Here is a 25,450-nt window from a genome sequence, read left to right on the forward strand (position 1 = left end):
CTGTTTCGATGTAAAGAGATTTGGCGTGTTCGGTCAGTTTCATGATAGATTTTAGAGACATAAGATAGGCTGCACACTGAAATTATATTTTGACTATTATAGGATCAATCATTCTGTGGCGTTCTCTATATAAAACCGTGAATCGAGTTTCTCCCGCAATAGTTATCTTAGGTCAAAACAGCCTGCCGATCGCCCAAACCATCTCCGCAATCTTCCCAGGTTCCCAGATTTACGGTTTAGTCGATCGCACATCCGACACAGACATCAACTTTAGCAACTTCGGCGAAACACTGCGGGAATTGTTCGCAACCCAAACCCCAATCATCGCCATCTGCGCCGCCGGAATCATCATCCGCACCCTCGCCCCGCTGCTGTCAGACAAACGCGCCGAACCCCCAGTCTTAGCCGTCGCCGAAGACGGAAGCGCCGTTGTACCGCTGCTGGGCGGTTTGCACGGCGTAAATGACTTGGCCAGAGAAATTGCCGCCGCCCTCGGCGTGCAGCCCGCCATCACCACCACCGGAGATATCCGCTTTCGCACCGCCCTGCTGAGTCCTCCCCAAGGCTATTATTTGGCGAATCCAGAGGATGCGAAGACTTTTATTTCAAATTTGCTCGCCGGGGCCAAAGTAAGCATTGAAGGGGATGCTAGCTGGCTTTGGGAGAGCAATTTGCCCTTAGCGCAGCCCGCCCCTAGGGGGGCTGCGCCAACGGAGAGGATCGCCCCCGCAGCCAAATTAACCATCCGCGTCACCGAAAAAGCAGTTGTACCAACCCCAGATTGTTTAGTTTACCACCCGCAAGTTGTGACATTTGCACTCACGCAACTATCAGATATCGAGCCAGAAAAAGCAATTTATTACGTGCAGCAAATCTTAGAAAATGCAGATTTAGCAGCAGCCTCAGTTGCCGGATTTTTTGCTTTAAAACATGAGATGGGAAATCCGACTTTAGAAGCAATCAGTCAATTTTTCAAAGTTCCCGTGCGTTTTTTGAATCTTCCAGAACTTGTGGAATTCGACACAGTTAAATTAATACAATATAATTCCAGTTTTGATGTCACAGCCGCCCAAATTAGCCTGACAGCAGCGGGCGCAAACAGTCAATTAATCGGGTACGATCGCACAAACGCCTTTTCTTGCGCGATCGCCCTGGCTGCAGAACCGATTGATGCAAGCGCGATCGGCATTAGTCGCGGCAAACTGGCGATCGTCGGTACCGGGCCCGGAGGCGCGCCCTGGATGTCGCCGGAAGTTAAGCAAATTTTGCGCGAAGCCACGGATTGGGTGGGTTACAAGTTTTATCTGGACTTAGCTGGAACCCTGCGAGAAGGACAAAAGCGGCACGATTCCGACAACCGCGAAGAGATCGATCGCGCCCGTTTTGCCCTAGATTTAGCAGCATCCGGCAAATCTGTCGCCGTGGTTTCGTCGGGAGATCCGGGGATTTTTGCGATGGCTGCGGCGGTGTTTGAGGCGATCGACTCTGACAGCAAACCCGAATGGCAAGGCATCGACATTCGGGTAGCACCGGGGATTTCTGCCATGCAGGCGGCTGCTGCTGCGATCGGAGCACCCCTTGGACACGATTTTTGTGCGATTTCGCTTTCGGATATTCTCAAGCCTTGGGAGGTCATAGAACAGCGGATTGCGGCTGCTGCAAAGGCGGATTTAGTTATGGCATTTTACAATCCAATCTCGAAACAGCGGATTTGGCAATTGGGAAGGGCGATCGAGATTTTGTTGCAAACTCGCGATGCTAAAACCCCGGTTGTGTTGGGGCGAAACCTCGGCAGGCCAGGCCAATCCGTGCGCGTTTGCACCCTCGGCGAATTCCAGCCGGAAGATGCGGATATGAGAACTTTAGTAATTGTTGGTTCGAGTCAAACTCGGATTATTCCCCGCAAATATGGAGGAGATGTTTGGGTGTACACGCCGCGCAGGTACGATTTAAATTTGTAGTAATAACTTGGGTTCCGATCTTTAAGGACTGGCTTTTGTGAGTGCGAACTTAATTAATTAGTCTTGGAGGGATGGGCAGTCTGAAACCGGGTTTGATGGACGAAAATTATCTGTTTTGACAGAAAGATCAGGTAAAAAACCCGGTTTCTTCGGTCTTAATGCGTCTAGGAGTGTTAATCTCCGGTTAATTCTGCCTCTTGTTCGAGCTCAGAGTGTTCACTGAGATTGGCGATCGCCTTTGATGTCAGAAATTCTCCGTACTTAGGGCGATCGGCTGTCTGAAGCCGAGTTTCTTTGTCAGAGATCGATCGAATTTAGAGTTCTACTCAACCGCAGTCAGGATTTCAGCTTCATTTTTGGATATCTCTAATTTACATTGCAATCAATAATCTTTTAATTTGTAAATATAAAATTAAGGGCGATCGATATCTGCTACATTTCTTAATCCCGCGACAACTTTACCGTAAAAAAAAATAAACTTTTCACCACGATAACTCATCTATTCCCGTAGATATACCGAGAAAAGATTTTTTTGGATAACATATGCTTAATCAAAAATTAAACAAACGGTTAAGAAAAAATGAAATTCCAAATTCCTCTAACTCCTGGGACTATCACCCAATTTTTGCTTCGAGTTGTAACCTGTCTGGTTGTAATATCTTTCTTAAGTGAGCTGGCCGCGTACTTCTTGCCTGGTGTCCGGTCTGAAAACTACTTCGTCAAGGTATTCAGCGTTAATTCCGAGCGAAACATTCCAACCGCATACTCAGCTTTGGCATTGCTGTTTTGTTCTTTCTTGCTGGGTACGATCGCCTATATGAAAAATTTGGATAGTTGTCGCTACAAGAATCACTGGAAAGTTTTATCATTCATATTTTTATATATATCTATAGACGAAGCCGGTCAATTGCACGAAAAATTGGTACAACCGATGCGAACCATGCTAAATGCCACAGGAATTCTTTACTTTACTTGGGTTGTGCCGGTGGGCATTCTAGTAGTGATATTTCTCTTATCCTACATTAAGTTTCTGTTCCACCTTCCTGTTCCTACAAGAAAATTGTTTGTTGCAGCAACTGTTATTTATATTGGAGGAGCGCTAGGGATGGAATTGGTAGGGGCATACCAAGCTTCTGTAGCGGGAGAAGATAATATACCTTACAAGATAATAGTGACGGTTGAAGAGTCATTAGAAATGCTGGGCATCGTAGTATTTATCCACGCATTGACTTCATATATCAAGACATATTTAGGCGGAGCCAGTTGGAATATTTCCATACAAGGAAAAAACACACAATTTACCGAACATGAAAATATCGGCATACCCGCCCTCAGCGAACCAGCCAACACAAATATCTCAAGGTAAATCATTTACAACCGGGTTTGATGAAGAACGAAAATACTGCATTCTGGTCTTGAATCACAATCAAAAACCCGTTTTTTTTAGTATTAGTTTGTCTGGGAATAGATGTTCTGCAATCTTCGGCGCACCAAACGAGTAATTAGAAGTGGAACAGCTTAGTTCACAGATGCCATCCTCACCTTTACTAAGAATTCACTAAGAGCAACCTTTGCATCAGGATTTGACGGTAAATGACTTGTCAAACTTGCCTCTTCTAATACATTGATTAGCCGATCGCGCTCCTGCTGATAAAATTCAATATCTGTATCTTCCAGCACAGATTTTTCCGCACCAGCCAGCTTGCGATCGATCAAATCGGGAATATACGACAACTGGAACTTGTCGTTAAGTTTCACTAAATTCGCCTCAACTTCCCCCGTTTGCATCAAATGAATCCCCGCCAGCAACACCCGATAAACGTACAGCAGCGGCTTAACTCGACGCGGGCTTTGCTTCTCAAACAATCTCCATTGAGTCTGAGCAAAACCGAGATAGTGGTGGCTGTGGTGCTTGGTAATGCAGTTCGAGGCGAGCTCTTTTAACTCTTCGTGTTCCTTGGTAGTGTAAACTATGAGTGGCGAATACAGTTGTTCCAACACGTAGCCGTTGCGCTTCAACAGCAACTCAAGAAACTTTTTAAGATCGTGAGTGACTAAATCGAGTTCCATTTTCTCCCGAACTTCCGAAACCTCGATTGTTTCTTCTCCCGCAATCAGTCCAATTACTTTCGGTAGCGGTAAGATATGTACTCCCCGCAAGTCGAAGTCAGAATCTGCGGAAGGAAAACCGTATAAGTGCGATCCGCTGACAGTCGCAAACAGCAGCGGGTAAGGTCGAACTGAGATGATTTTGGCTAGATTAGAGATATATTCGATCATTTTTCCAACATTTTATCAATGCTAATTTCAATTCCGGTTAAACAATCGTAAATAGCTGTAGTGGCGGGTTTTACCAACCATATATGTCTCAAATTAACGATCGCGTAAACCCGCCCCTTTTAGCCGATCGCACCTCTACGCGCTTCAATCAAAAACTGATTAGCTTTCTCGTAATTAGGACGTTCCGGTAAGGAAGTTTCTGCAAAAGCGCGATCGAACTCTGCGTGCAAGCTCAATCGCCACCGATTCACCTCATCCCAGGATATTTCTTGATTGCGGATAGATAGCAATTGCGATCGAAAATCCTGCACCCGCACCGGCACAAACCCCTCCTTGAGCACCGTAATTCCCGACAGCAACAAGCGAATCAAGTGCATCGCGTGCTTCGATCGCACTTCTCCTGTATTCCGCAAGTCTTGCTCCATTTTTTTAAATTGAGACAAAACGTAGCTATTGTAAGTTTGATAAATTAATTGAGACAGAAAGATTTCCCTAATTTCTAGCAATTCTTGTGCTACAGGAGAAACAGTTTCTACTAAAGGCGTGTACAAACATTCTAGCACATTGGGATTAGCTTTTAGTGCCAAAACCAGAAACTTTTGCAGTTCCCAATAACATTCCTGATTTTCCTTGTTTTCCAATTGTTCTGGAATGCCGTAAAGCGACCAATGAAGTATTGCCGGCGGCTGGTAAATCCCGCGCCTGTCTGTATCGGATTGCTCGTTATCCAAACCGTAGGCTCTGGAACCAACAATGCAGCGGTAAATTACAGAATCATAGAGGTTATATTCGGCGAGAAAATCTCCTCCTGAGTGCAATCCTTCGCTTTGAAACTGTTTGCGGATGCTGAATTCGTGTCGCCGCAGGCTAACTTGTGTTGCGTCTGGGAATTTGACTAAATATGCGTGGGAATTGTCGGTAGGCGATTGAACGATGACACCTACTAATCCCGGTTTCCAAGATTCGTTAGTTGCAGGATTTTTGACTTCAATTTTGGTGACAATTTGGGTTCCTGCGGGGATAATTAAGTTGAAATTTTGGGAAATATTGGCATTTGCCATGAGGGAACCTCCTGCGGTGGCACGAGCTACAATGTTAGTGTAACATAGATGTAGTATAAAATTCGAGCGAGAATTTTTAGCAATTCGGAAAAGTACAGCTACATACAGAATTCTGTTTAGCGAAAAAGCAAAAAGTTCTCTAATTTTATCGCTGCTTAATTTTTCGCTTTAGCTTATACCCCCTTTTCACTTTCATGTTGTGCAGGAAGTGCTACACGCCCATGAAAGTCATGATAACGATGTGAAAAGTCTTCTAAATATGGACTTTCAAGCACAGCACGTCGTTTAGAAAAATTATTATTTATTTGATGGTATAAGAAATCAGCATCTATCGCAAAAATTTTTTTAAAATCTACTGTTAATTCTGGTATGCCTTCCTGAGATGATTCACATTCTAGAGGTATTTTTTCCAAAAAATGGTATTGCTGATAACGATTAGATTTAACTAAATTCCAATCTGCTGAATTTTGGTTGGGGCGAATTTCTTGAGCTGTAAATACTTGACAAAAAAGTATAGAATTTAATAACTTATTAGGTTTATCTCGATTTTGCCTAGCGCTATAGTCCCAATCTAAATCACAGTTTTGAGTAACAATAATTGCATAAGGATGAACAATAGGTTTAAACTGAATTTGATCGAGGTTTGGAGAAGATTCACTTGCAACTGGTTTAATCTGTATAAGTCCAGTCAGAATTTCCCCTTGTCTAAGAGCCTCTTTGTCATTCGAGGCTCTGTAAATCAAAGGTTTACTCATGGTTAGCTACTCAAAATCTAGGACTAAAGGCGGTCTGACTTCGCTAGGTAATACGCTACCAGTAAGTAATCCTAATTCTTTAGGTAAGGCAGTTTGTCCTAAATCCGACCGACAGTCACTATAATATTCCACCATTCGTTCAAGCACTTCAGATGCTTCTTGCAATCCTTCGGGAGTGTTAGCAAAAAGCAGATGGAGTAGCGTTAAACACTTAACCCAAGTGATGGTGTTTTGATTGAATTGACCAAACCATTCACCACTAATAGGTGATTCGATGGAAACTTCGATTTTTAAGCTAGGAGTACCAGAGGCTAAAGTGTGCCGATACTGCGTCTGAGCAGGAGTAGGTAAAACTTCATACCTTTGTCCAATTATATTTTTGCTTTGAGTACCACCAGTTGTTACGTGCATAGGATTATATTGGTTGAGGTTGCATTGCTCTGTGCAACTCTTCCGTGATACCCCACCGGAAGAGATTTCTGGCTGTATGGTTGTAGTTATCGAGTATTTTCCAGGCATTTTCACTTTTTTCTATTTTATCCTCAGTAAAAAAATCACTATCTAATAAATAAGCTGTTTCATCTATACCTCCTTCTGTGTCCCTAACGTTAACAAGCCCATGACTAAAATTAACTTGACCGAATTCAGTTTTTAGCTGTAAATTTTTAACAAAATTTTGAATTGAATCTGCTACTTCTGGTGTATAAAGTTCAGAAGCAATATGTTGCGGTATTAATTCATGCCACTCTTTGTCTTTGATATTTAGTTTTGATCTAATAATTAAATCGCGATATCTTAGTCCTGTTCGTGAATAAAAAGAGGGATTATATATCTTTTCAAAAAGTTCTACAGCGCGTTTAAATTTATCAATAAAACTTTCATATCTTTCATACTTTGTCGTAGCAAGCGTGATAGAGTTTTTGTCTAAAGATATCTGGCAACTCAAGTCTTCTGACTTAAATTGATAAGTCAAGTCAATTGAAGTCAAGTCACTGGTAAAATTTGAGCTGAATTGGGTTAAAAGATTAGATAGCTCAACCGGGAACTGCAAATTTCTAGAAGTTTCAAAAATTGGGTATTCAAACCTTATACTATCTTGAAAGTCTACAGGCTGTTGGGTGGCAATTTTCAGGATAGTTGGAAATCTAAGTTGAGCAATAACCTCAATTAGGGGGCTGTCCTCATAAATTACTCTTTCATAGTTTGGGAGCTTCATTTTTTTAAAGTATCCATTACCAATTAGAAGAGCGTCTATTACTCTAGCTTAACTTACTTCCAAACAGAATCACATTCAGGATCGATGCCATCGCCTTTTCCCAATCAAATTTTACAACTTAGAAATATGGGCAATACTGGATTTGAACCAGTGACCCCTTCCGTGTGAAGGAAGTGCGCTACCACTGTGCTAATTGCCCGCAGATCGTTAACATATCACACTCACTCGATATTCGCAACTTAATTTTCCAAAAAATTCAGTTGCACTCGACACAATGCCCACAAGACAGGCATTTGTCGAGCCTAGAATCAATCAACCTGCCACCAACCCGCCGCAGGGCCGACGAACCGCACCACAATCCACCAACCCACCAACAGGCTAATCCCGATCCAGCTTCCGCGAGATGTCCACCTCACAAAATCTTCGCTTTGGGTTTTCGTGATTGGCAGCCACGAAACGATGCGCTCTTCTTTACCTAATTCGTCGCCGATCGACTCTTTACGACGCTTAGCTTCACCCATAATTTTTGTCTGCTAAATCAGATTTCAATTGTATAACCAACCAAATTATACGCCAACAGGTCATCTCAGGCCAGCGTCAGCCAAGTCGTATCCAAATAATTAATCCTCGCAAACGGACTCAGCGCCGCTAAAACCTGCTGCCCGTAACTGCGGTGAATCACCCTACTGTCAAAAATCGCCACAACCCCCTGACGTTCTCGCACCGGCGCGATCGCCCGTTGCAACTCATTCAGCGCCGCCGGCAGCAAATACAACCGAAACCAATCTAGACGCCGCTCCTTATAATCAGCCACACGCGCCGCCACCAAAGGATTCTCCAAGGTAGGTAGCGGCAAAGTGGCGATCGCCAGCAAGTGAGGCACGCTCAACTCCCCCTGATGTTCCCGCCAAAACTCCCACCCAGTCACCAAAATCCCATTCTCCCCCACATCAGTTTTTTCAACCTGCACCCGAGAACCGAACTCAGAAGCCAAAATCGCCGCCAGCCGAGCCCTCAGCGGTACATCACCCACAATCAACACCGTTAAACCCGCCACCGACACGCTCATCAACAGCAAAGTCCGAATTTCTTGAATCAAAACACCCTGAAATTCCGGCGTATTCGGCAGCGGCAGCCAGTTGGGAATGTACAGTTGAATTAATTCGTTTTGTCGATCGGGCGAAAACTTCACACTCGTCAACTCTGGCAATCCCATCATTTGCCGGAAGATCGGAGCCTTCGGTTCCACATCCACCGCACAGCCAATCAACACCACAGGCACGGCAGACCAAATTTTGCCCAAAACCTCCGCCACCTGCACCGGCGCGCAGTAGAGAGAAAATGACCCGCTCGATCGATGAATTTGCGCCCACCGCAGTTGGCCGTTAGTTTGCCAGCAATGCCAAAAATTACTCCAAGCAGCCGGCGGAATCAGCCCGTTAAGCTCGATCCTTCCTAGCAGCCCCTCCAAAATATTTTGCTCTGCCGTTTCCAGCAAATAGCACTCGTCAGGCTTAGCTGGATGCAAAAACACAGCCCGCGTTAGCAGTACCCGCACTTGGAGGATTTCATCCGCCAGCATTGGCTCAGATTGCATTAAATCATTCCAGTCAGGAGGTTGCAAACCCGCAGTCAACTGCTGGCGCGTCCAAACTTCCAAATCATCCACACCGTCGATAATTGTCGGAATATTGCCGCGAAGTTCCGAATTTTCCGCCAAGCTATCCGCCAGCCAAGACTCTGGATCTATGAGCATCAGCCCTTGGAAATCGGCATTATGGGAATAAATCTCGATCGGCTTCTCTGTTTGCAGCCACTCTTGCAAGCGAGGAATTTCCACCCGCTGCAAATGTTCCAGCAGCGGTGTCGGCGCGACTAAAATCACCGGATCGGGCCACATCAACACCGGCATCAAATAACTGACTCGATACCGCTGTCGGTAAGCTCCTGCGGGCAGCCCCGTTTGAATTAGAGCGCTGCGCCCCAAGCGCAAAGCCCGCGCCACGAGACGCGCCATCGTTAAATGGTGGGGCCAGTGCGGCTCGGAGTGCGATCGCAAGAAGCGGAGCAGCGAGTTGTGGACTTCTACCTCAATCAATCGATTTCACAGTTGATATTGCTCAATCAACATAATCAAAACTTGCCAGAAAATCAACTACTTTTTGACGCTCTGGCACACTGAATTTATTCTCCTGATTTTTTCCACCTCGCCCACCAAAATTCGGGTGAGACTGCACGGTCAAACTTTCCTGCCCAGAACTAATTAAAATAGTTTGGGTAGGCGATTGAAAAAACTTGGTCTCCCGAGCTAAATTTAGTGTTATTTGCAGCATTTCCTTCGCTTCACTTAAATTATCTATCGCTGCATTCAATCCTTTATACAACTGCACAATTCGGTTTTTATTCAAATTTTGACTTGCGATATTTTTGCTAACAGCCACAATATTTTTCTGAGTTTCTAAAGCATCATTAAAAGGTAAGATTGCTAAAAAAGCGACTGGCAATAAATGCTCGTCGCTCTCAAATCTAAAAGTTATATTTGTCCGGCGGTAGCCTACTTCAATATTGGGAGGAAAGCTCATTGCCCGGTAATGCCGAGCTATTTCGCTATACGCTGTTGCTAAAGTGATGTTTGCTGAGTAATCTAAAACTGCATCAACCACAATTCGCACTAATCCCGGCGTGTGATTTAAAAATTTTCTCGCTTCAGACGGCGAATTAAATTGTTGAATCGCAGAGCAATCGCCCGCAGGGCTGATGTCAACCCACTCGCAACTAATATTATCGACTATGATGCCAAACCGGGGAACAAAATACAGTTTTGCCCCAGTTAAAGTTGCCCCCGTCAAATCTGCCCCCACCCAATCAGCGTTAATCAAATTAGTTTCTGTCAAATCTGCGTGAACCAAATTAGTATTTGCTAAATTAGTATTTCTTAAATCCGCTCCGTTGAGGTTAGCTCCGCTCAATTTAGCATCGCTCAAATCTGCGTCTTTGAGGTTAGCTCCGCTCAAATCAGCCCATTTGAGGTTAGCTCCGCTCAAATTGGCACCGCTGAGATTCACCCCCTGCAAACAAGCTTGTCTCAGATCCGCATCGATTAAATTCACGCCATTAAGTTCTGCTTTTGTCAAATCCGCACCGTGCAAGTTAGCTCCTTGAAAGTTAGCCGATGAAGCCGAAGCACCTCTGAGATTTGCACCGGAAAGATTAGCACCGCACAGGTTAGCTTCTATCAGTTTGACCTCTCTTAAATCGGCTTCCGTCAGATTAGCGCGACTGAAGTTAGTTTGGCTGAGTTGGCAGCGGACTAATTCGCCTCTAATCAGCGATGCTCCGATTAATTGAGCCGCAGTTAAATCGGCTCTCACTAAGTTGGCTACGTTGAGATTAGCCCCGTTTAAGATTGCCCGCGAGAGATTGGTGCTGCTGAGTCTAGCCACATTTAGGTTAGCATCGCTCAAGTCAGCATCGCTCAAGTTAGCGCCGCTGATGTTGGTGATAAATAAGCTAGCCCGCCTTAAAATTGATTGGCTGAGGTTGATGCGGCTGAGATTAGCTTCATTCAGATTGATTCCTGTGAAATCTCTGTCGCCTTCTGTGTATCTTTTGACGAGTTCAAATCGTTTGAGAAGTTCTTCAGATTCCATGTTTTTTACCTGAATGAAATGCCGATCGGCTAACTTATTTTGGGCGTAAATCTAAATTATCTCCACTTAATTTATATAGCAAACCCAAGGTTATTAAATTTTTAATTGCTGAAATTATTGCCAACAATTGCATTTACATTTTTCTTGATTCCTTCTTCCTGATTCCGACGGACTTACATCCGTTACATCCCGTACATTGCTCGTTGCCGAACTTCCTTATTCCTGATTCCGACGGACTTACATCCGTTACATCCGTTACATCCGTTACATCCCGTACATTGCTCGTTGCCGAACTTCCTTCCTTCGGCTATATTTACTCGCCGAGCTGATAAAAGCTTTTGACAAACTCAACCACCGTATTTAGCGGAGGGGTTGTGAATCTTTGGGCTTTAATTGCAGGACTGATCGAGGTTTTGGTGACTCCAGGCAAATTTGCCAAGTTTCTGCCAAAGTCTGGGTGATAGTGAACCATCAAACTTTCGGCGCTGGAGTTAGCAAGTATAGTTTGGGTAGGCGATTGGAAAAAACTCGACATCAATTCGCGTTCGAGGCGAATCGGCTGAATTTTTAATTCCCCTATTTTTCTGATTGTTTTGGTCAGCATTACGTTCAATTGGACTACTAGATTTGAGACTCTGACTCCCTGGTTATTGCCGTTTTGGGGTTGAATCATTTTGATCAAAGTAATGAGATTTTTTTGAGTAAATGCCGCGTCGCTAAAGGGAATAATGGCAACGAAAGCTGTGGAAAATAATTGCTCGTCCCGATCTATTCTAAACGAAATGATTGTCCGCCGCGAGTTAACTTCTATGCTGGGAGGATGGCTCAAACCCGAGTATTGACGGGCAATTTGGCGGTAGGTAGCCGCGAGGGCAAAGTTAGCGTCGGGGTCTAGGGGGCGATCGACAATAATTTGAACTGTCGGCGGTGTAGCATTAAAAAACCGATGAGATTCTTGTGAGGTAAACCGCTGGATGTGGCTGCGATCGCCGTTGGGACTGAGGTCAACCCAATCGCAGGTAATATCATCTGCTTTCAGATTAAACCTCGACACCCCATAAATTTTTGCCCCCGTCAGCGCCGCCCCGGTCAAATCTGCGCCCACCCAATCAGCGTGAATCAAATTCGCTTGAGTCAAATCCGCGTGTACCAGAGTAGAGTTCAACAGGTTGACATTGCTCAAATTTGCCCCGTACAAGTTCGCCCCGCTCAATCTCGCTTCATCGAGGTCAGCGCCGGTCAAGTTGGCCCCGCTGAGGTCGGCCCACCGCAGATTAGCGCCTCGCAAGTCAGCGCCGCTGAGGTTGGCTTGAGACAGATTAGCTTGTCTGAGTTCTGAATTACAGAGGTTTACTCCTCGCAAGTCCGCCCTGCTGAGGTCGGCTCTGTGCAAGTTAGCCCGTTCCAAGTTGGCCGCTGTCAAACAAGCGCCTCTGAGGTGAGCCCCGCTGAGGTCAGTTTGCTCTAGATTGGCTTCTCTGAGGGTTGCTTCTCTCAAATCTGCTTCGCTGAGGTTCGCACCGCTCAAGTTTGCACCGCTGAGGTCGGCTCTGATCAATTCGGCTCTGATCAGTGTAGCTTCGACGAGTTGGGCTTCGCTGAGGTCGGCTCGAATCAGGTTAGCTACGTTGAGAATAGCGCCGCTGAGGTTGGCTTTGTTGAGATTAGCACCGCTGAGTCTAGCAACATTGAGTTTGGCTTTTCTCATGTTGGCGTTTGACAGATTGGTGCCGCTCATGTTGGTTAGGCTCAAGATTGCCTCGCTGAAATTAGCCCCAGCTAGATCGATCCTGCTGAGATTTGCCTCGCACAGGAGGATGGCAGTAAAGTCTCTTTCTCCTGCTGCATATTTGGCTATGAGTTCTTCGGCGTCCATGCTGTTCACTTTCCCTGATGTGTTAGCTAGAACAAAGCTTTGTTGTGCCAACCTTTAAATAGAATAAGCATTTTTTGTAACTTGATGCAATATGCTTAGACATCTATATTGTGGAAGCCTTTTATAAAATCCAAAATGCTGCTGATATTAGCTTGACCCAATTTTGTATTTTCGGCTAACTTGGCGGTGGTTGCATTGTTCGGAGCGTATTTTTTTTTGAGCTGGCGCTTGCCGAAGGCTGGGTGATGATATACGCTAATTTTTTGATCGCTGGAATTAATTAAGATCATCTGTGTAGGGATTTGAAAAAAATTGATGCTTTCGCCGATTCTTGGAAAAGAACTTGAAATTTTAATTTGGTCTACTTTGCTGATAGCTTGGTTGAGATCTTTGCTGGATAATTGGACGTGTTTGGATTCTTTAACGTTAAGTTTGCCTGCGTCGTGGGATTGAATCATTTTCATCAAAGCTATCAGGTTTTTTTGAGTTGTGGCGGCGTCGTTAAAAGGAATGATGGCTACGTAAGCGGTGGCAAATAATTTATCGTCGCTGTCCATTTTAAAGGCGAGTACGGTGCGCCTGGAGCTGACTTCGATGGTGGGCGGCTGACTTAAAGTCGGGTATTGTTGGGCAATTTGGTAATAAGTTGCAGCTAGGGCAAAATGAGCGCCTTGGTCTAGGGGCGAGTCAATCACAATCCGAACTGTGGGTAAGGTTTCGTGAAAAAATTCGTTGGTTCCTCCCGAGTTTAACCAATAAATTTGGCTGTGGTCGCCGTTGGGGCTTAGATCTACCCATTTGCAGGTCATGCCTTCGGTTTTGATACCCAGCCGCGAAGCTGCGTGGAGTTTGGCTCCGGTTAAGGTGGCTCCGGTTAAGTCGGCTCCAATCCAGTCGGCGCGGATCAGATAGGCGTTTGACAGGTCGGCGTGAACTAAACTTGCATTGAGTAAGTTGGCGTGGCAGAGGTCGGCTCTGCTGAGGTCGGCTCCGCTCAATTTGGCTTCGCTCAAATCTGCCCAGCGCAGGTTGCAGCCGCTGAGGATGGCCCAGCGCAAATTGACTCCGCTGAGGTCGGCTCCGCTGAGTATGGCTTGAGTGAGATTGGCTTGTCGGAGTTCCGTCCCTCGCAAGTCGGCGCTGCTGAGGTCGGCTCGACTGAGGTCGGCACCTTGCAGGTTGGCTTGTTCGAGGTTGGCTTCTGTCAAGTACGCGCCGCTTAGGTGAGCGCCTCGGAGGTTGGCTCCGCTGAGGTTGGCTCCTCGCAGGGTGGCTTCGGTGAGGGTGGCTCCGCTGAGGTTGGCTCCGCTGAGGTTGGCTCCGCTGAGTTCGGCTCGAATTAGCTCGGCTCTGATCAGTTTGGCTCCTGTGAGGTTGGCTCTTTTGAGGTCAACTCGCACTAGGTAGGCGACGTTGAGGTCGGCGTCGGTGAGGTTTGCACCGCCGAGATGGGCGCCACTGAGTCTGGCGATGTTGAGTTTGGCACCGGTCAGGTCGGTTTTGCTGAGGTTGGCTCCGCTGAGGTTTGCTACACTCAGATTCGCACCCTTGAGGTTGGCTCCGCTCAAGTTGACGCCGCTGAGGTTGGCCTCAGTTAGGTTGATTCCGGCAAAGTTTCTTTCTCCGGCGGCATATTTTTTCAGGAGTTCCTCGACTGTCATGGGGGCGGCACCGTATCATTTATCCCCATTTTATTGCTATGAATATCGGTATTGTAGGACTTGGTTTAATTGGTGGCTCGATCGCTCTGGATTTGCGATCGCGCGGGTTTGATGTTTTTGGGGTTTCGAGTCGCCAGCAGACTTGCGATCGCGCGCAAGAAAGCGGTGTTGTCTCTGAAGCCAGCATACACCTGTCTCTGATGGCAAGAGCCGATTTGGTTTTTATTTGCACGCCGTTAGGAGCGATCGAGTCGATCGTCCGAGAGTTGGTGCCCTATCTTTCCCCTGATACTATTCTAACCGATGTCGGTTCCGTAAAAACACCCATAGTACAAGCTGTGTCCTCTCTGTGGCCGAATTTTGTGGGGGGACATCCGATGGCGGGGACTGCACAAAACGGCATTGAGGCGGCGGTAAGGGATTTGTTTGTGGGGCGGCCTTATGTCGTGACTCCGACTCCCCAGACTCCGCTGCACTCTGTGGAGAAGGTGGAGGAAATTGCGCGGTTGTTGGGCGCTAAAGTTTATCGGTGCGGAGCACAGGAGCACGATCGAGCTGTGGCTTGGATTTCTCATTTGCCGCTGATGACTAGCGCGACTCTGGTTGCTGCCTGCGCTGTTGAGGGCGATCGGGATATTGTTAATTTAGCCCAACATTTGGCGAGTTCGGGTTTTCGGGACACGAGTCGCGTAGGGGGCGGCAACCCGGAGTTGGGAGTGATGGTGGCGAAATACAATCGAGAGGAATTGCTGCGATCGCTCTCTATTTACCGCGACAGTCTCGACGAGTTTATCAACGATATCGCATCCGAAAATTGGCAAGCTCTCGAACATAAGCTAAAGCATACTCAAAAAGCCAGAAATAATTATAACTTGTGAGCCGAAAATTGCTTAAAACTGCCCCCATCTCGATTATGATTTGTGGACGCCTCTATATTGAGTTTTAATGTACACCTATTCTCGACTCAAGCGGGTTTTACTGGGTGAATCTTTGCCCACCAGCGCATCTGTTCACGAACGTCTGAGCAACGCTACAGGACTTGCTGTTCTTGCTTCCGATGCACTGTCGTCTGTTGCCTACGCTACTCAAGAAACTCTGCTGGTACTCTTACTAGCGGGGAGCAGCAGTTTGAGTTGGTCGTTACCTATTTCGGGCATTATTGTTTTACTGCTGGCGATCGTGGCCCTGTCTTACCGGCAGACGATTAAAGCTTATCCAAAGGGCGGCGGCGCTTACATTGTAGCGCGAGAAAATTTGGGTACTTATCCGGGTTTGATCGCAGCAGCTTCCCTGATGATTGACTACATACTCACAGTTACGGTGAGTATTTCTGCTGGTGTGGCAGCCTTGACTTCAGCGGTTCCCTCGCTGCTGCCCTATACGGTGGAAATATGCTTAGTTTGTATTGTCTTAATCATGTTTGCCAATCTCAGGGGCTTGCGGGAATCTGGCAAAATATTTATGGTTCCCACCTATGCGTTTATCGTGGGTATTTTTGTCTTGATTGGCTGCGGTTTATTCCAACAGGCAACAGGTCATGTTTTGCCGGCATTAGAAAATATTCCAGCTAAAGAACCTTTGGGATTGTTTCTGATCGCGCGCGCCTTTGCTGCTGGCTGTACGGCGCTGACTGGAGTTGAAGCGATATCGGACGGTGTGTTGGCTTTTAAACCTCCTGAATGGAAGAATGCGCGCCTAACTTTAACTTATTTGGGCGTAATTCTGGGGGTAATGTTTTTAGGAATTAGTTACTTGGCTCGTATTTATCAAGTGATTCCTCAAGAAAATGAAACCCTGCTTTCTTTGTTGGGAAAAGATATTTTTGGAGTAGGCATATTTTATTACTATTTGCAGGTTGCAACTCTGTTAATTTTGCTGTTGGCGGCGAATACGAGTTATGCGGATTTTCCGCGACTGTGTTATTTTTTGGCGCGGGACGGGTTTTTGCCTAGGCAGTTGTCGCTGTTGGGCGATCGGCTGGTTTATTCTAATGGCATTAATCTGCTCAGCTTCTGCGCGGCTTTGTTAATTATCATCTTCCAAGGCGATACCACTGCAATAATTCCGCTGTATGCCGTTGGAGTTTTTACTTCTTTTACTCTGTCTCAATCGGGAATGGTAATTCACTGGTTTAAGGAGCGAGGTAAAGGTTGGCAAGCTAGTGCTGTGATGAACGGTATTGGTGCAGTGGCAACCACGGGAGTTTTGGCTGTAATTGTCGCTACCAAATTCCTTTTGGGAGCTTGGGTTGTGGTAGTAACTATTCCGATCGTAGTCAGTCTATTTTTAGCTATTAACCGACACTATCGCTATGTAGCAGCTCGCTTGAGCATTCAGGGAATCGCACCTAAATCCTATCTTCGGAGACCTAAAGTTAAGGAGGTGAAACATCCGGCAGTGGTGCTAGTCGGACAGTTGCACCGGGGAACTTTGGATGCGCTGGATTACGCTCGTTTAATTGCTGATGAGGTTGTGGCGGTTCACGTAGATATTGGTTTGACAGACATAGCAAAATTGCAAGCGGCTTGGCAAGATTTGCAGTCTGACATTCCTTTGGAAATTCTGGAATCGCCTTACCGTTCTGTTGGTGAGCCTTTAACTCACTTTTTGGCTTTGTTTGAAGAGCGGCGGCCGGGAGTGTTCTTAACGCTGATTATTCCGGCGTTTGTGACGCGAAATTGGTGGGAGGGACTGCTGCACAATCAAACTGCTTTCTTTTTAAAGGCGGCTTTGCGGGCTAAAAAAAGTCTGGTGGTGACGACGGTGAGGTATTTTCTTTAAGCAATATTTAGTTAAAGATTTGCCATTTTACGCTCGTTAAACAAATGTATGGCTGCTGGGTAAGATTTGGAGAGAAGGTTTATTTAAGCTATCGCGAATTTCAATGGTATCTTTCAATCTTTGTGGCAAAAGCATCAAATCCTTTCCCCTTCTCCCCATCTGCCATAACAGGCCATTTAAGTGCTATAAATATCGGAATATTTTCCGCATCTCAAAAGGTAGAGCCAAAATTCATGCTCGTTCCATTTGATATAGACACATTAGAGTTTAATTAAAATCCGGTTCTCAGACACCTTGATTAATTTTAATAACCGAAATAAATCGCTTTGTGACAAGTTACAGCATATTCCAAGTTCGTGAAGTACCGTAGCAGCTATATTGTGTGGTACATATTATGTAGGGTGGGTCCCTGCCGGCGCAGGTTCAATGAAACTTGCAGATTGTTGATGATGGCGACGCACCTTACTTACTACAAGATGGTGTGTACCACATATACATGGAATATGGTGTATGTGTCCAGCTTTACTGAAAATAGAGTCTCGAAGCCCCCCGATTTTAAAAAAAATAAATTTTCTGATAAATTACACTTGTCTAAATATCAGTAAGTTATAATGAACCTGTGCAAATAATATGAGCAGCAAAAAAATAAATCATGAGCGAACTCGTTAGTAAGCTAAGCCAAGTTTCAATGGTGTCAGCAAATTTTGGCAATCGGTTAGCCTATAAAAAAATTCTGCTGGATTGGTTTGATTTTTTAGGTGGCAAGCCCGGCGAAGTTGTTGTTGTTGACGGCGGCAGCGATAGCGACACTCAAAAACTTTATTGGGAACTGTATCAAGATGGTTTGATTGATAAGCTGCAAATCATTCCCCCGCACCATAAAGATAATGACAAGGAGAGGTGTTTTATTCAGGAGTATACAGCCGGAGTAATTGCTAGCAATCCTTATATATTGTGGTTCAAAATTGATACGTTACCTTACAGAGAAGGTCACGAACGTTGGTTGGAGGAAGCGATCGACGATCTCGATCGAGATAACGTTTTTGCAGTGGGCGGTGCTTTTAATAGAAGCTATCCACATTTCGAGGCTAAGTCTGGATGGTACTTCAGTCAAGCCTGTACTATCAATTTTTCTTTGATGAAGCGCAGTACGTTCGTCGCAGTTATGCAAGAATTTGCGGGAGAGTATATTGCTTCTGGGTTTCAGGGAGAACATGAATTTAGCAGGTTTTTGCTTGAAATAGCATTTAGCGCATATATGGAGCGCCACAAGGTTTATACTTTATGTAAAATAGAAGACCCAACTTGGACGATATTTCATACAAATGCTCAAGACGAATATTTGCAGGAAGTGCGTAAGAAATATTTGGAGCGCCAAGATATTGAAAGTTTTATGAACCCATGCCTTTCTAAGGACATAAGTCAATTCCTTTATTATGGAAAGCCACCGATCAAAAGTGGAAGTTTGAAGAAAATGCAAATGATTTTAGGAGAAACAAAAGCTGGGAGTTATTGGCGGGAGTTTAAAAAACATTTTGATCCGTCAACAAACGATTAAAAATGCTAGCCAGCTCACTTGAATTTAAAGTTTAATTGGACAGGAATTACGCTGCATGAGTCAATAAAAAAACCGAACACTCAGAACCCCGCAACACGTAAAAGTTGTCGGGGATCTAACAGAAAAGCGTTTTAGGTTAGCTTGACATATCAAAAATGATGTGTCAGGATTGTAGTAAGTGAAAAAGTTGCCTTTCAACCTTTCTCCAAAAAGATTGCGGCTGCTGAACCAAAGTCTTTTACTAACTACAACATCTCTTCAATTTGTGGGGGTTGCATAGCAACCCGCAACAGACTATTTATGCAGCAGCCAAAAAAAATGAACCGGCTTTTGCGAGCTTTGTCTCGGCAAGGTCTGGATGTTAGTTACAGCAACAAAGTCTACTCTATTTCTCTCAAGAGTTCCCTGGAAAAATACTGGCAGGATGCTAGTGCTACAACAGCAGAAGTTTTGCTCCCAGAGGATTTTCCTGTGGAAGCAAAGGCGCTCAAACAGTTGGCAAATTTGGCGAATGTTCGACACCCTCAAGGTGGTTGCGTTTGTCGCGCCTGCGCTACTCCAGATTTCCATCCGGGGGATGCGGGAGTGGCAATTGGCTCGATCGCCCAAACAGCAGGAATGGTGATTCCGGCGGCTGTCGGTTCCGATATCAACTGTGGGATGCGCTTGCACGTTGCGGATTTGTCGATCGAACAATTCCTCAGTCAGCGCGATCGCTTTGTAGAATTGCTCAAAGGCGATTACTTTTTCGGTACTCGCGATGTCAGCATGACTGCAAAAACTGCTAGCGCGATGTTCCAACACGGGATTCCCGGATGGCTGGAGGCTTTGCGGGACAAGCCAACCGGCAGCGCGGCCAATTCTGATTTCGAGCAGTTGGTGACAGAGTGCAATCGCACTTTCCTCGGCGGTTCCATGAATGGCGATGTCAAATGGGCTCCCGAAGAATTAGTCCCAAATGACGGCTTAGTCAGGGATGGCGGCTTAGGTACTATCGGCGGTGGCAATCACTTTGTGGAAATTCAAGTGGTTGAGGAAGTTGTGGACAAGGCTACGGCTTATACTTGGGGTGTGCGATCGGGACAAATCGCTTTCATGATTCACTCCGGTTCGCGGAATGTCGGTAAATATATTGGCGGAATGTGGCGCGATCGAGCTTGCGAAGCCTGGCCAAAAACTTTGAAACATCCAGAATCCGGGCTGTTTCCGCTGTCTGTCGCAGCAAATCCCGAACTTGTGAGCAGCTACCTGCAAGCGGAAGCAACAGCCGCTAACTACGGTTTTATCAACCGCTTGCTGCTAGCAGAACTTCTGCGCTTGCGTTTGCGACAAGTTTTCGGCGATGTCGAAGCTCCCTTAGTATACGATTTGCCTCACAATATTACTTTAGCTGAAGGTGCCGGCTGGGTGACTCGCAAAGGCGCTTGTCCCGCACCTGATGGTCAGCCTGTAATTGTACCGGGTTCGATGGGCGCGCCCTCTTATTTGCTGGTTGGGAAGGGGAACGATCGATTTTTGCGATCGGCCTCTCACGGTGCTGGCAGAGCGCGATCGCGCTTCGATATGAGTCGCAAAGGTGTTGACAAAACTGACTCCGCTTTGGGATTAAGCGACGTAGATTGCATTACCTTGCGCGAAGAACGCAGAATCGAAGAAGCACCGGCCGCTTACAAGCCAATTCAACCAGTAATTGACGCTCAAGTTGAGGCGCAAATAGTTGGTGTAGTCGCTAAAATGAAGCCCGTGTTAACATTTAAAGCGTAGCCTGGGGCTATTTTTCCATTCTCAATAACTGTGTCTAAAGCAGGCTAAAAGCCCGTTCTAAAAGACAATTTTTTAGTTGTGGAACGGGCATCTTGCCGAGTCGGAACAGGCTAAAAGCCCGTTCTCAAAGACAATTTCTTAGTTGTGGAACGGGCATCTTGCCCGTTTCTCAAACTGTGAGAATAAGTGAAAATCTAAAAATTACCCAATTACCCCCAATCCTCAATTGTCACCAGATCAATCAAAACCTGTCCATCCCCTGAAGCGGCTGCTGAAGTACGGCCGCCGCTACCGCATCAAAACTTGGCTGGCAAGTATTTGCTCGCTGCTGAATAAATTCTTTGATTTAGCGCCGCCAGCATTAATCGGTATTGCCGTTGATGTAGTGGTGAAACAACAAGATTCTATCCTCGCTCAGTGGGGCATCAAAGATGTTTTTTGGCAACTGGCAATTATCACTCTTTTGAGCGCGATTGTTTGGACGTTGGAATCTGTTTTTGAATATGCCTATGATTATTTGTGGCGCAATTTGGCTCAGGATATCGAACACGATTTGCGCCTGGAAGCTTACAGCCATTTGCAGGAATTAGAATTAGCTTATTTTGAAGAACGCAGCACGGGCGGTTTGATTTCTATTCTCAACGATGATATCAATCAACTCGAACGTTTTTTGGACGACGGCGCTAATGAGGTGATTCAGGTAATTACAACCGTTGTCGTAATCGGCGCGGCTTTTTTTGCTGCGTCTCCTGGTGTTGCTGGGCTGTCAATGCTGCCGATACCTTTTATTATTTGGGGTTCGATCGCCTTTCAAAATCGCCTCGCTCCTCGCTATGCTGATGTGCGGGAAAAGGTGAGTTTTCTAAACGGGCAACTGTCGAATAATTTGATGGGAATTACTACTATTAAAAGTTTTACTTCCGAAGATTACGAAACTCAGCGCATCGAAACACAAAGCCAAGCTTACCGCCAAAGCAATCAACGGGCGATCGCACTTTCGGCTGCTTTTATTCCGCTGATTCGGGTGGTGATTTTCTTGGGGTTTATTGCAACGCTGTTTCTGGGTGGTTTGCAGGTTGTGGCGGGCCAGTTGTCTGTGGGAACTTACAGCGTTTTAGTGTTTTTAACCCAGCGTTTGCTGTGGCCGCTGACTCGCCTGGGAGATACTCTGGATCAATACCAGCGCGCAATGGCTTCTACTAATCGAGTGATGAATTTGTTGGATACGCCGATCGCCATTCGCACGGGCGATATTCGGTTGCCGGTTAGTTCGATTAAGGGCGATATAGAATTTAAAAATGTTACCTTTTCTTACAATCAAAGAAAGCCGATTTTGCAGTATTTTTCCCTGACTCTGCCGGCGGGTAAAACTACTGCGATTGTGGGCGCAACTGGTTCGGGAAAAAGTACCTTGGTGAAATTGATTTTGAGGCTGTACGAGGTACAGTACGGTCAGATTTATCTCGACGGTATAGAATTAAATAACCTGAATTTGAAAGATTTGCGGAGAGCGATCGGATTGGTGAGTCAAGATGTGTTTTTGTTTCACGGTACGGTGGCAGAAAATATTGCTTACGGCAGTTTTGAGGCAACAGATCGAGAGATAGTAAATGCTGCTAAAATTGCGGAAGCTCACGAGTTTATCGCGCAATTGCCGGACGGTTACAAAACTATTGTAGGGGAACGCGGTCAAAAATTGTCGGGGGGACAGCGACAGCGCATTGCTATTGCGAGGGCTGTTTTGAAAAATCCGCCGATTTTGATTCTTGATGAAGCTACTTCAGCGGTGGATAACGAGACGGAGGCGGCAATTCAGCGATCGCTCGAACGAATTACCAAGAATCGCACTACAATTGCGATCGCCCACCGTCTTTCTACAGTCCGCAATGCCGATTGCATTTGTGTCATGGAAGAGGGGCTAGTGGTAGAATCGGGGCAGCACGAACAACTTATCGAACATGACGGAGTTTATGCGTCGCTCTGGCGCGTGCAATCTGGTATAAGATAGAAACGCAGCGGTTTTGGGCATTGGCCAAACAGGTCATTGGGCATTGGTCATTGGTAATTAGTTATTCACACTCTTCTAATAACAAATCACCAATAACAAATAACCAATAACAAGTAACCAATAACAAATAACCGTAAGATATTAGTTTCTACAAGCAAAGAGAGAAAATGTTTTTATTTGATAGCCCCCAGTCCAAACCCAATCCCAATAGCTGGCGCAGCAAGTTGGATACATTTGTCAAAGATAACAAACAAGAATTGGCTGCTTTGGCTTGGGGGCTATTTTTGGAGAGAGGCGAAGAAAGTGAGGATGTTTTGGGCATTGATGTTGTAGAAAATCCGCGTTTCGTGTATTGTAAAAAAGAGGCGATCGAGGAGTTGAACCGCCAAGTCAAAAATCATATTCAGGAAATTTTAGGAATTTTAAAAGCTCACAAACCTGAAAAAGAAGTGGCAATTGTGGCGATCGGTGAAGGTGAAATCAAGCTAATTTTATTTGAACCTAAGCCTGAACCTCCTGTTTGTTTTGAGCAAGCAGCGACTGATGTCGATACATTGTTGGCTAAGCTGGAACAGCAGATGCTTGAATATATGAAATAATCCAAAAAATACAGCCCTGCCTACTTGCCGGGGCAGGCACGGGGGGCACTCCCTCTGCTTCGCCCAGGCCTACTTGTACAGATGATTTAGGCTGGCTATACACCTTTCTTTTTTTTAGGAGATGCTTTTTTACCTGATTTTGTTTGAGGGCGATCGGGTTCTTTTACAGCATATTTAAACAGAAAATCATCAGGCTTTACTAACGCCGAGCCTGGAATACCCAAACGGCGGAACTCTGACCAAATCTGTTCGTTTAATAACTTCAAAGCTTGGCGGCGATCTAAGGATGCGATCGCACCCATTACTTGACACAAATTCGATCGCAATAGCTCTATATTAGAGTCATCCACAGAAAATTGACTCACCATTGAAATCCCTGTTGCCAAATAAGCTGAATCCGGCGATATTTTTTTCGATCTTAATCCCTGACAAACCAGCTTTAGCCACACCGGATAAAGTTCTAACCAATTAGCGCGTTGCAATTCATTTAATGCCATTTCCTCCATTCCCAACGCCCCCCAAGTACAAAGCGATGTTTCAGCTAAATTAGCATCCCGATTTTGCACCGCAGACTCCCATAATTTGCCCGCATAATCCTTAAACCGAACCGCCAGAAAATCATAGGCTTCCTCAACTTTATCAGTAGCCGTAACCTGATAAACCGTCTCGCCGCGCGGTAACTTATCGCCCCGATAAGATAGCCAATTGTGAGAACCGCACAAATGTATTTTTCGATCGACTACAACTTCCTTCGCATGAGAATTTCCCAGCCAAAATACCTGCACTGCTGACAAACCTTCCCGCGTTTTAATTTCTCTCAGCTTTTGCTCGACTTGCGGCGGAATCGGTCGGGTTTCATCCTGCTGTCGCCGGGAAATACCGTGACCAATTAAAATCCAAACTCCCCGATTAGCCAAATTTTGAAGTAATTGAATAAACTCATTATCTACCACTTCCTTGCTCACCCAAGGAGAATAAATTAAGACTTGATAATTCCCCTTCCTCAATGTTTCTAAAAAAGACTGCCGAATTTGACTGTCACGCAGTAAAATTACTTGGTCTTTTTCCTGACTTCCCTTTGATGCAGCTTGCGTCTCTGTTTCCCTCAATCCTTTAACATTTTCAATCGCCTGCTGTTCTATTTTCTGAAGTCTGGCTTCAACTTCTTTATTTCGCCGATTCAGGAGTTCTTCCCGTTCCGCAGCAATAGTTTCATCGCTCAAATGCAGCAAGGTTTGCAAAGAAAGTTTACCTTCAGTTTGCAGAATGTCAAGCAGATCGGAAGCATAGTGTAAAATTTGCTTTCCTCGTCTTACTTGCAGTTTAACCGCATCTTCAAGGGCATCAAAAATTACAAAAATTGCCACAGATTGCCAGATAGCTTGACTCTCCTGGGTAAAAGAAGCAGCAGTAATCATTTTACCATCTTCAGGAACGTGTAAGCCTAAACTAGAAGCCTGAATAATTCGTTGGAGTTCCTCAAGTCCTAACTCAGATATTTCTTGACACCGATTTTCGATGGTAATCAAATCTTCAAAAATTGGTAGCTCGATTTGTACTTCTTCTAAAGGGGAAGATAGAAAAAATAGATTTCCCTGCAAGGGGTCGGAAATCGCATAAATCTGCTTCGTTTGCGGCGGTTGCGGTACAGAACCTTCTAAGTAAAATTGTCTCCCTTGAGAAGTTAGAATAATTTGGGAATCCGGTGTCCAAGCTAAAGTTTCTAAACTCCGCAGCGTCGTAGCAGTATTTTGCACGAATACAGGGTCGAGTCCCAAAGCTTGTGCTAATTCATTTTCAGTTGGTGTCAATTCCATCTCCATCCCAGCGCGGAGAATAAACTCTTCAAGAATGTTAAATTTGCGGGGTTCGCTAATAGTAACTTCTACTGATATTTGCTCTAAACAACAGCGAAATTGTCGGGCAGCTAGCACTGATATGCCAGCCGGACTTTGCTTTTCAATTTGTTTGACAAATTCCTGTAATTGGGGGTTAATTGGTTTAGGGGAGGATACTAAAAACATCTTGATTTATAAAGCTTTAGTGAATTGCGGATTTTAAGGCAATACGGTTCAGATAAGACCGATCCCCCCGGCGCCTTGAGGGCGGGCACGGGGGCACCGCCCCTACAAAGGGGGGAACAAGAAGGTGCTGCGAAGTCCCCCGACTATCCGGGGGATTTAGGGGGATCTCCGGGGAATTAACAGTGTTAACCCAAGCGTATTGGATTTTAAGGAATAAGTATTTCAGTCGCTAAAGGTTGATTTTCCTCGGCAATTC

Annotated in this window: 19 protein-coding genes and 1 tRNA gene; 8 read left to right on the plus strand and 12 right to left on the minus strand. The window is 45.5% G+C overall.

Features of this window, described 5'->3' with window-relative positions:
- Nucleotides 1-137: 137 nt before the first annotated feature.
- Together cobJ and IQ263_RS03615 are read left to right on the plus strand one after the other, a co-directional pair.
- Complete coding sequence (gene cobJ / locus IQ263_RS03610; protein WP_194066213.1) at nucleotides 138-1,961, plus strand: precorrin-3B C(17)-methyltransferase; 1,824 nt, start codon at nucleotides 138-140, stop codon at nucleotides 1,959-1,961.
- A gap of 778 nt (nucleotides 1,962-2,739) precedes the next feature.
- Complete coding sequence (locus IQ263_RS03615; protein ID WP_228049774.1) at nucleotides 2,740-3,327, plus strand: hypothetical protein; 588 nt, start codon at nucleotides 2,740-2,742, stop codon at nucleotides 3,325-3,327.
- Between the two features lie 152 nt (nucleotides 3,328-3,479).
- Here the strand turns inward: IQ263_RS03615 and IQ263_RS03620 are convergent, their stop codons facing one another.
- From IQ263_RS03620 to IQ263_RS03670, 11 genes are all read right to left on the minus strand, one after another.
- Nucleotides 3,480-4,241, minus strand: a complete 762-nt coding sequence (locus IQ263_RS03620) for a nucleotidyltransferase domain-containing protein (protein WP_194066215.1) — start codon at nucleotides 4,239-4,241, stop codon at nucleotides 3,480-3,482.
- A gap of 119 nt (nucleotides 4,242-4,360) precedes the next feature.
- Entirely contained in the window at nucleotides 4,361-5,302 is a 942-nt protein-coding gene (locus IQ263_RS03625; RefSeq protein WP_194066216.1) for a nucleotidyltransferase domain-containing protein, read from the minus strand.
- 173 nt (nucleotides 5,303-5,475) lie between these two features.
- Nucleotides 5,476-6,057: a hypothetical protein gene (locus tag IQ263_RS03630; RefSeq protein WP_194066217.1), complete on the minus strand. Its 582-nt coding sequence runs from the start codon at nucleotides 6,055-6,057 to the stop codon at nucleotides 5,476-5,478.
- Nucleotides 6,058-6,063: 6 nt separating this feature from the next.
- Nucleotides 6,064-6,468: a hypothetical protein gene (locus IQ263_RS03635; protein ID WP_194066218.1), complete on the minus strand. Its 405-nt coding sequence runs from the start codon at nucleotides 6,466-6,468 to the stop codon at nucleotides 6,064-6,066.
- 4 nt (nucleotides 6,469-6,472) lie between these two features.
- Nucleotides 6,473-7,273, minus strand: coding sequence for a TIGR04255 family protein (locus IQ263_RS03640; protein WP_194066219.1), 801 nt, complete (start codon nucleotides 7,271-7,273; stop codon nucleotides 6,473-6,475).
- Nucleotides 7,274-7,400: 127 nt separating this feature from the next.
- Nucleotides 7,401-7,472 (minus strand) — tRNA-Val (locus IQ263_RS03645).
- A gap of 109 nt (nucleotides 7,473-7,581) precedes the next feature.
- Complete coding sequence (locus tag IQ263_RS03650) at nucleotides 7,582-7,794, minus strand: DUF2839 domain-containing protein (RefSeq protein ID WP_194066220.1); 213 nt, start codon at nucleotides 7,792-7,794, stop codon at nucleotides 7,582-7,584.
- Between the two features lie 65 nt (nucleotides 7,795-7,859).
- Nucleotides 7,860-9,371, minus strand: a complete 1,512-nt coding sequence (locus IQ263_RS03655) for an ATP-dependent DNA helicase (protein ID WP_194066221.1) — start codon at nucleotides 9,369-9,371, stop codon at nucleotides 7,860-7,862.
- Nucleotides 9,372-9,393: 22 nt separating this feature from the next.
- Nucleotides 9,394-10,923 carry a pentapeptide repeat-containing protein gene (locus IQ263_RS03660; RefSeq protein WP_194066222.1) on the minus strand — a complete coding sequence of 510 codons (1,530 nt, stop codon included), beginning with the start codon at nucleotides 10,921-10,923 and terminating at the stop codon, nucleotides 9,394-9,396.
- A 313-nt stretch (nucleotides 10,924-11,236) separates the two neighbouring features.
- Complete coding sequence (locus IQ263_RS03665; RefSeq protein ID WP_194066223.1) at nucleotides 11,237-12,799, minus strand: pentapeptide repeat-containing protein; 1,563 nt, start codon at nucleotides 12,797-12,799, stop codon at nucleotides 11,237-11,239.
- Between the two features lie 95 nt (nucleotides 12,800-12,894).
- Nucleotides 12,895-14,460, minus strand: coding sequence for a pentapeptide repeat-containing protein (locus IQ263_RS03670; protein WP_194066224.1), 1,566 nt, complete (start codon nucleotides 14,458-14,460; stop codon nucleotides 12,895-12,897).
- A 38-nt stretch (nucleotides 14,461-14,498) separates the two neighbouring features.
- On the opposite strand from IQ263_RS03670, the gene IQ263_RS03675 reads away from it, so the two are divergent.
- From IQ263_RS03675 to ccmS, 6 genes are all read left to right on the plus strand, one after another.
- The gene (locus IQ263_RS03675) at nucleotides 14,499-15,338 is read left to right on the plus strand and encodes a prephenate/arogenate dehydrogenase (RefSeq protein ID WP_194066225.1); all 840 of its coding nucleotides are present in this window, start codon (nucleotides 14,499-14,501) and stop codon (nucleotides 15,336-15,338) included.
- 67 nt (nucleotides 15,339-15,405) lie between these two features.
- On the plus strand, nucleotides 15,406-17,241 hold the full coding sequence (locus IQ263_RS03680) for an APC family permease (protein ID WP_194066226.1): 1,836 nt from the start codon (nucleotides 15,406-15,408) through the stop codon (nucleotides 17,239-17,241).
- Nucleotides 17,242-17,893: 652 nt separating this feature from the next.
- A complete protein-coding gene (locus IQ263_RS03685) occupies nucleotides 17,894-18,799 on the plus strand; it encodes a hypothetical protein (protein ID WP_194066227.1) in 906 nt (301 codons plus the stop codon).
- Between the two features lie 300 nt (nucleotides 18,800-19,099).
- The gene (locus IQ263_RS03690; protein WP_194066228.1) at nucleotides 19,100-20,563 is read left to right on the plus strand and encodes an RtcB family protein; all 1,464 of its coding nucleotides are present in this window, start codon (nucleotides 19,100-19,102) and stop codon (nucleotides 20,561-20,563) included.
- Between the two features lie 208 nt (nucleotides 20,564-20,771).
- Nucleotides 20,772-22,571: an ABC transporter ATP-binding protein gene (locus tag IQ263_RS03695; RefSeq protein WP_370588956.1), complete on the plus strand. Its 1,800-nt coding sequence runs from the start codon at nucleotides 20,772-20,774 to the stop codon at nucleotides 22,569-22,571.
- A gap of 167 nt (nucleotides 22,572-22,738) precedes the next feature.
- On the plus strand, nucleotides 22,739-23,170 hold the full coding sequence (ccmS, locus tag IQ263_RS03700) for a beta-carboxysome assembly chaperone CcmS (RefSeq protein WP_194066230.1): 432 nt from the start codon (nucleotides 22,739-22,741) through the stop codon (nucleotides 23,168-23,170).
- Nucleotides 23,171-23,265: 95 nt separating this feature from the next.
- Here ccmS and IQ263_RS03705 read toward each other — a convergent pair whose 3' ends face one another.
- Nucleotides 23,266-25,194, minus strand: coding sequence for a phospholipase D-like domain-containing protein (locus IQ263_RS03705; protein WP_194066231.1), 1,929 nt, complete (start codon nucleotides 25,192-25,194; stop codon nucleotides 23,266-23,268).
- Nucleotides 25,195-25,450: the final 256 nt, after the last annotated feature.

It is taken from the genome of Tychonema sp. LEGE 06208 (assembly GCF_015207505.1).
GTDB lineage: Bacteria > Cyanobacteriota > Cyanobacteriia > Cyanobacteriales > Microcoleaceae > Microcoleus.